The organism is Tepidicaulis marinus (assembly GCF_000739695.1).
Taxonomy (GTDB): domain Bacteria; phylum Pseudomonadota; class Alphaproteobacteria; order Parvibaculales; family Parvibaculaceae; genus Tepidicaulis; species Tepidicaulis marinus.
Window position 1 is genome coordinate 1 of record NZ_BBIO01000040.1, and the last position, 4,447, is coordinate 4,447.

General features: G+C 63.1%; 8 protein-coding genes. 7 read left to right on the plus strand and 1 reads right to left on the minus strand.

What is annotated here, in order from left to right; genetic code table 11:
• From M2A_RS18270 to darG, 7 genes are all read left to right on the plus strand, one after another.
• Positions 1-524 (plus strand): hypothetical protein (locus M2A_RS18270; protein ID WP_197052981.1); only part of this gene is annotated, 524 nt, incomplete at its 5' end.
• A gap of 23 nt (positions 525-547) precedes the next feature.
• Positions 548-838 (plus strand): DUF6127 family protein, encoded by a 291-nt coding sequence (locus tag M2A_RS16820; protein WP_045449902.1) that lies wholly within the window; start codon positions 548-550, stop codon positions 836-838.
• 74 nt (positions 839-912) lie between these two features.
• Positions 913-1,587, plus strand: coding sequence for a YcbK family protein (locus tag M2A_RS16825; RefSeq protein WP_045449903.1), 675 nt, complete (start codon positions 913-915; stop codon positions 1,585-1,587).
• Positions 1,584-1,841 carry a hypothetical protein gene (locus tag M2A_RS16830; protein ID WP_045449904.1) on the plus strand — a complete coding sequence of 86 codons (258 nt, stop codon included), beginning with the start codon at positions 1,584-1,586 and terminating at the stop codon, positions 1,839-1,841. Before M2A_RS16825 ends, M2A_RS16830 begins: the two co-directional genes overlap by 4 nt.
• 295 nt (positions 1,842-2,136) lie before the next feature.
• A complete protein-coding gene (locus M2A_RS16840) occupies positions 2,137-2,355 on the plus strand; it encodes a helix-turn-helix domain-containing protein (protein ID WP_045449906.1) in 219 nt (72 codons plus the stop codon).
• 21 nt (positions 2,356-2,376) lie between these two features.
• On the plus strand, positions 2,377-3,018 hold the full coding sequence (gene darT / locus M2A_RS16845; RefSeq protein WP_045449907.1) for a type II toxin-antitoxin system toxin DNA ADP-ribosyl transferase DarT: 642 nt from the start codon (positions 2,377-2,379) through the stop codon (positions 3,016-3,018).
• A gap of 12 nt (positions 3,019-3,030) precedes the next feature.
• Positions 3,031-4,065 (plus strand): type II toxin-antitoxin system antitoxin DNA ADP-ribosyl glycohydrolase DarG, encoded by a 1,035-nt coding sequence (darG, locus tag M2A_RS16850; RefSeq protein ID WP_045449910.1) that lies wholly within the window; start codon positions 3,031-3,033, stop codon positions 4,063-4,065.
• A 9-nt stretch (positions 4,066-4,074) separates the two neighbouring features.
• On the opposite strand, the gene M2A_RS16855 is transcribed toward darG, so the two are convergent.
• A partial coding sequence (locus M2A_RS16855; RefSeq protein ID WP_045449908.1) for an HNH endonuclease occupies positions 4,075-4,447 on the minus strand: 373 nt, incomplete at its 5' end.

The window sequence follows — 4,447 nt, forward strand, 5'->3', positions numbered from 1 at the left end:
TCATCGTGCGCGGCGACAGCGGCTACTCCAACCAGATGCGCAACCTGTCGAGCGCCGTCCTGCCGGTATCGGCGGGCGACTGGTTCGAGCTGGCCGTCTATGTTGGCACGGCCGGGGAGCTGCGCGGCCTCGAGCGCACGTGGCTGGCAATCGAGGTCGTCGAGACCACGGATGCGGCCGATCCGCCGGCGGACTTCGCCTTCGCGAACGCGGGCGCGCCCGCCGCCTCGGAGGTGTTGCTGCGTACGGTCGTGGCCCGGCGCTCGCGGCTCCAGGTCGATCTCGCCGGCAGCCAGGGCAAGGCCGGGGTCGCGGCCACCGCAGAGACGGACCTTGATGTCCAGCGCAACGGCACGAGCATCGGCACCATCCGCTTCGCGGCGAGCGCCTCCACCGCCGTCTTCATCGCCGCGAGCGAGACCGTCCTTGAACCGAGCGACCTGCTCGAGGTGATCGCGCCCGGAAGCCCCGACGCCACGCTCGCCGACATCGCGATCACGCTCGCCGGGACGCTGGTGATCTGATCGACAGTTTGAGAACCACGACGATGGAACAGAAACGCGACAGCGGCAGGCTGATCAGCCTGCTGAGCGATGAATTCGAGGCGCTGCTCGAACGCGCCGCAGAAACCGGCGCCCGCCGTGCGCTGCATGAGGTCGGGCTCGACGGGACGGATGCGGCCGAGGACATCCGAGATCTTCGCTCGCTGCTCGCGGGTTTCCGCCTCGCGAAACAGACGGCCGTCCAGACCGCCGTGCGGCTGATCACCACCGGCGTCCTGCTCGCCTTGATGGCCGGCATCGCCATCAAACTGAAGCTCTTCGGACCGACGCCTTAACCCATCCGCCCGCCCCGTCAGACCACCGCCCGCCCTCGTCGAGGAGCGGGCTTTTTTGTGCCTGGAGACCTGCGATGACGACAATGACCTACAAACACTGGCGCGACGTGCCCGAGCGCTCATGGCGCTGGAAGAATTTCTCCCCCGCCGAGATCGCCTGCCGGGGCAGCGGCTCCCTGCGGATCAACGAAGAAGCGCTCGACAAGCTCCAGGCGCTGCGCGACCGACTTGGCAAGCCGCTCATCGTCCGTTCGGCCTACCGCAGTCCGGCGCACAACCGGGCCGTCGGCGGCGCGCCGCGCTCGAAGCACATGGACGGCACGGCCTTCGACATCGCCATGGCCAACCACGATCCGGTCGCCTTCGAGGCTGCCGCCCGAGCCGTCGGCTTCCTTGGCTTTGGCTACTATCCGCGCTCGGGCTTCATGCACATCGATCTCGGCCCGGCTCGGCAATGGGGCGAGCGTTTCCCGGTGCGGGCGACGGCGTTCGCCGCGGAAACGGCACCCGTGCGGGAGGTCTTGACCGACAGCCGCACGATGAAGGGCAGCGGCGCAGCAGGCGTGGCGACGCTTGGCGCCGCTGGCGTCGAGGTGGCGCAGAACGTCCTGGCGGAGACCCAGACCGCGATCCTGCCGCTCGTGCCCTATCTCGACACCTTGCGCTGGGTGTTCATCGCCGTGGCGCTCGCGGGCCTTGCCGTGACGATCTACGCCCGCATCGACGACTGGAAGCGGGGGCGTCGATGATCGCCGCTCTGTTCACCGGGATCGCCGCCGCCCCGTGGATGCGGGCGGCCCTACGCTACGGCGCCATCGCACTCGCGGTGCTCCTGTTCCTGCTCACGCTCCGGCGCTCCGGCGAGCGTGCTGGCCGGCTCGCCGAACGCCTCGAAACCTCGGAGAAGGTCAATGACGTCCAACGCCAGATGCTCGATGCGGCAGCTCGGCGTCCTCGCGATCGCGACGATCTCGCTGACCGCCTGCGCAACGGCCACTTCTGAACCTCGCATGGCCACCGTCTGCCCACCGGTTGTCGAGTATAGCCGCGAGTTCCAGGCACGCGCAGCCGACGAGCTCCATCTGCTGCCGGAGGGGTCGGCTATCGCCGAAATGCTCGCCGACTACAGCGTCATGCGGGACCAAGCGCGGGCGTGTCGTTGACTCGGCATCAAGACAGGTCGGATGCGCTGCCTCGCGAGAAAGAACTTTAGGGGAACACGGGGTCGTGCTATACGAGTTTCATCGACTCTTGCCGAGTCAAGCCGGTATACACAGGCCAACGGGGATGGCTGCGGGATGACTGAACCATGGGTTTCCGTTGATCAAGTGGCCGCCCACCTGGGGGTCGCGAAGGACACGGTGTACCGCTGGATCGAAGCTAAGAGCTTGCCCGCTCAGCGAGTTGGGCGGCTATGGAAGTTTAAGTTGAGCGATGTTGATCGTTGGGTCATGGACGGGATGGCAGCGGAAGATGCGGCCGCTCTCTCCAAGAAATCGATGAGCAAAGACGAATGATGTGAGAATGGCTGCCTGACGATGCCGATACCTGACCAGCCAAAAATCTACCATATAGTCCATGTCGACAACCTTGCGTCGATTTGTGGCGACGGCTGCCTTTGGTCCGATTCTGTGATGGTTCAGCGCCAGGGCGGTACGGTAATCGGTATGGGAAGCATAAAGCAGCGGCGCTTGGCTTTGCCTGTCTCTTGCCATCCACAAACTTTCGTGGGCGAGTATGTCCCTTTCTATTTTTGCCCACGCTCAATCATGTTGTTCGTTATTCATTGCGCGAACCATCCTGAGCTTGCCTACAGGGGCGGGCAACAGCCGATTATCCATCTTCAAGCCGATCTCAGCCAAGTGGTTCAATGGGCCGAAGCGAATGGCAGACGGTGGGCGTTCTCGTTGTCGAATGCAGGTGCAGTCTACACTCAATTTCGCAGCGAACTGGCGCAGTTGGATGAGATCAACTGGGACGCGGTGGCTGCGCGGGATTTCCGCCCGGCAGACGTCAAGGAGGCAAAACAGGCTGAGTTTCTTGTTCAGCAGTCGTTTCCTTGGCACCTGGTCGAAAGGATCGGCGTTCACTCACAGGGGATCGCTCAGCGGGTCTACGCTGCCATGAACGGGGCCGGCCACCGGCCGAGCGTCGAAATTCGAAGAGAATGGTATTACTGAGGGAGGATGACCATGATCAGATATACGACAGGAGACATCTTGAGGGCGGACGCAGAAGCGATCGTCAACACGGTGAACTGTGTCGGCATCATGGGCCGTGGCATCGCCCTCCAGTTCAAGAATGCATTCCCGGTCAACTTCAAGGCATACGAAGCGGCCTGCAAGCGCGACGAAGTTCAGCCGGGGAAGATGTTCGTCTTCGAGACGGGCACCTTCACGAATCCCAAGTACATCATCAATTTCCCGACGAAGCGGCATTGGCGCGGGAAGAGTCGGATGGAGGACATCGATTCCGGGCTTGTCGCCCTTGCCGAAGAGATTCGGCAGCGTGGCATCCGATCGATCGCCATCCCGCCGCTTGGGAGCGGTCTTGGCGGCCTAAACTGGGGGGATGTACGTCCCCGGATCGAAGCAGCGCTGCGCGACCTACCGGACTTGGACGTCATTGTCTTTGAGCCCAACAATGCGCCGGTCTCGACCAAGTCGCGGGAAGTTCCGACTATGAGCCCTGGACGAGCCGCACTGGTGGTACTGATGAACCGCTATCTTGGCGGCTTGATGGACCCGTTCGTGACGCTACTTGAGGTGCATAAGCTCATGTACTTCATGCAGGAGGCAGGCGAACCACTCCGCCTCAAGTATGCGAAGGCGCCGTATGGCCCCTATGCCGAGAACCTGCGACACGTCCTTCGCGCGGTCGAAGGACACCTTGTGTCGGGATACGCCGATGGTGGTGATGCGCCCGACAAGCAGCTCGAACTGGTCCCAGGCGCGGTGAAGGACGCGGAGTCCTTCTTGTCGGACAAGCAAGATACGGCTGCTCGCTTTGATCGTGTGGCTGAGCTCGTGGAGGGGTTCGAGACGCCGTTCGGCCTGGAACTCCTTGCAACTGTGCACTGGGTGACGACTCGCGAGAACGCTGTCAGCGCGGAGGATGCGATGGCCAAGATTTATGCGTGGAACGAGCGGAAGAAGCGGTTTTCGCCGCGCCAAATCGGCATCGCCATTCAGACCTTGCAGGACAAGGGGTGGCTCGCGAGCGCCTGATCCGTTGTCCTAAGCTACTCCTTGGCTGACGAAGAGGTTAGTGCGGTGCCAGATCAGGCGCTTCCGATGTTTGTCGGTCAACGGGATCGGATCCTGCCAGCGCAATTCGGCGCGAGCGCTGTCGCTCAAGGAAGGTGAGAATTGCGGCTGGCCTTCGTCATCGAACGTCACCAGCCCTCGATCGAAGGCAGCATCCCATAAGGCCGAGAGCAGAAGGCCGTTGTGAACGTCCAAGCGCTCGGCGTCGCTCGTGCAATCCTTCCACGGCACGATGTGCGACGCGCGCAGCAGCGCCGTATCGGTGATGCCGGTCAGCGGGCATTGGCCCTGCCAATAGTCGATCAGGCCCGAGCGGAAGATGTCCTGACCAATTCGCTGGACG

Coding starts and splice junctions, on each gene's coding strand:
- M2A_RS16820 (WP_045449902.1), top strand. CDS start 548: ATGGAACAGAAACGCGACAGCGGCAGGCTGATCAGCCTGCTGAGCGAT.
- M2A_RS16825 (WP_045449903.1), top strand. CDS start 913: ATGACGACAATGACCTACAAACACTGGCGCGACGTGCCCGAGCGCTCA.
- M2A_RS16830 (WP_045449904.1), top strand. CDS start 1,584: ATGATCGCCGCTCTGTTCACCGGGATCGCCGCCGCCCCGTGGATGCGG.
- M2A_RS16840 (WP_045449906.1), top strand. CDS start 2,137: ATGACTGAACCATGGGTTTCCGTTGATCAAGTGGCCGCCCACCTGGGG.
- darT (WP_045449907.1), top strand. CDS start 2,377: ATGCCGATACCTGACCAGCCAAAAATCTACCATATAGTCCATGTCGAC.
- darG (WP_045449910.1), top strand. CDS start 3,031: ATGATCAGATATACGACAGGAGACATCTTGAGGGCGGACGCAGAAGCG.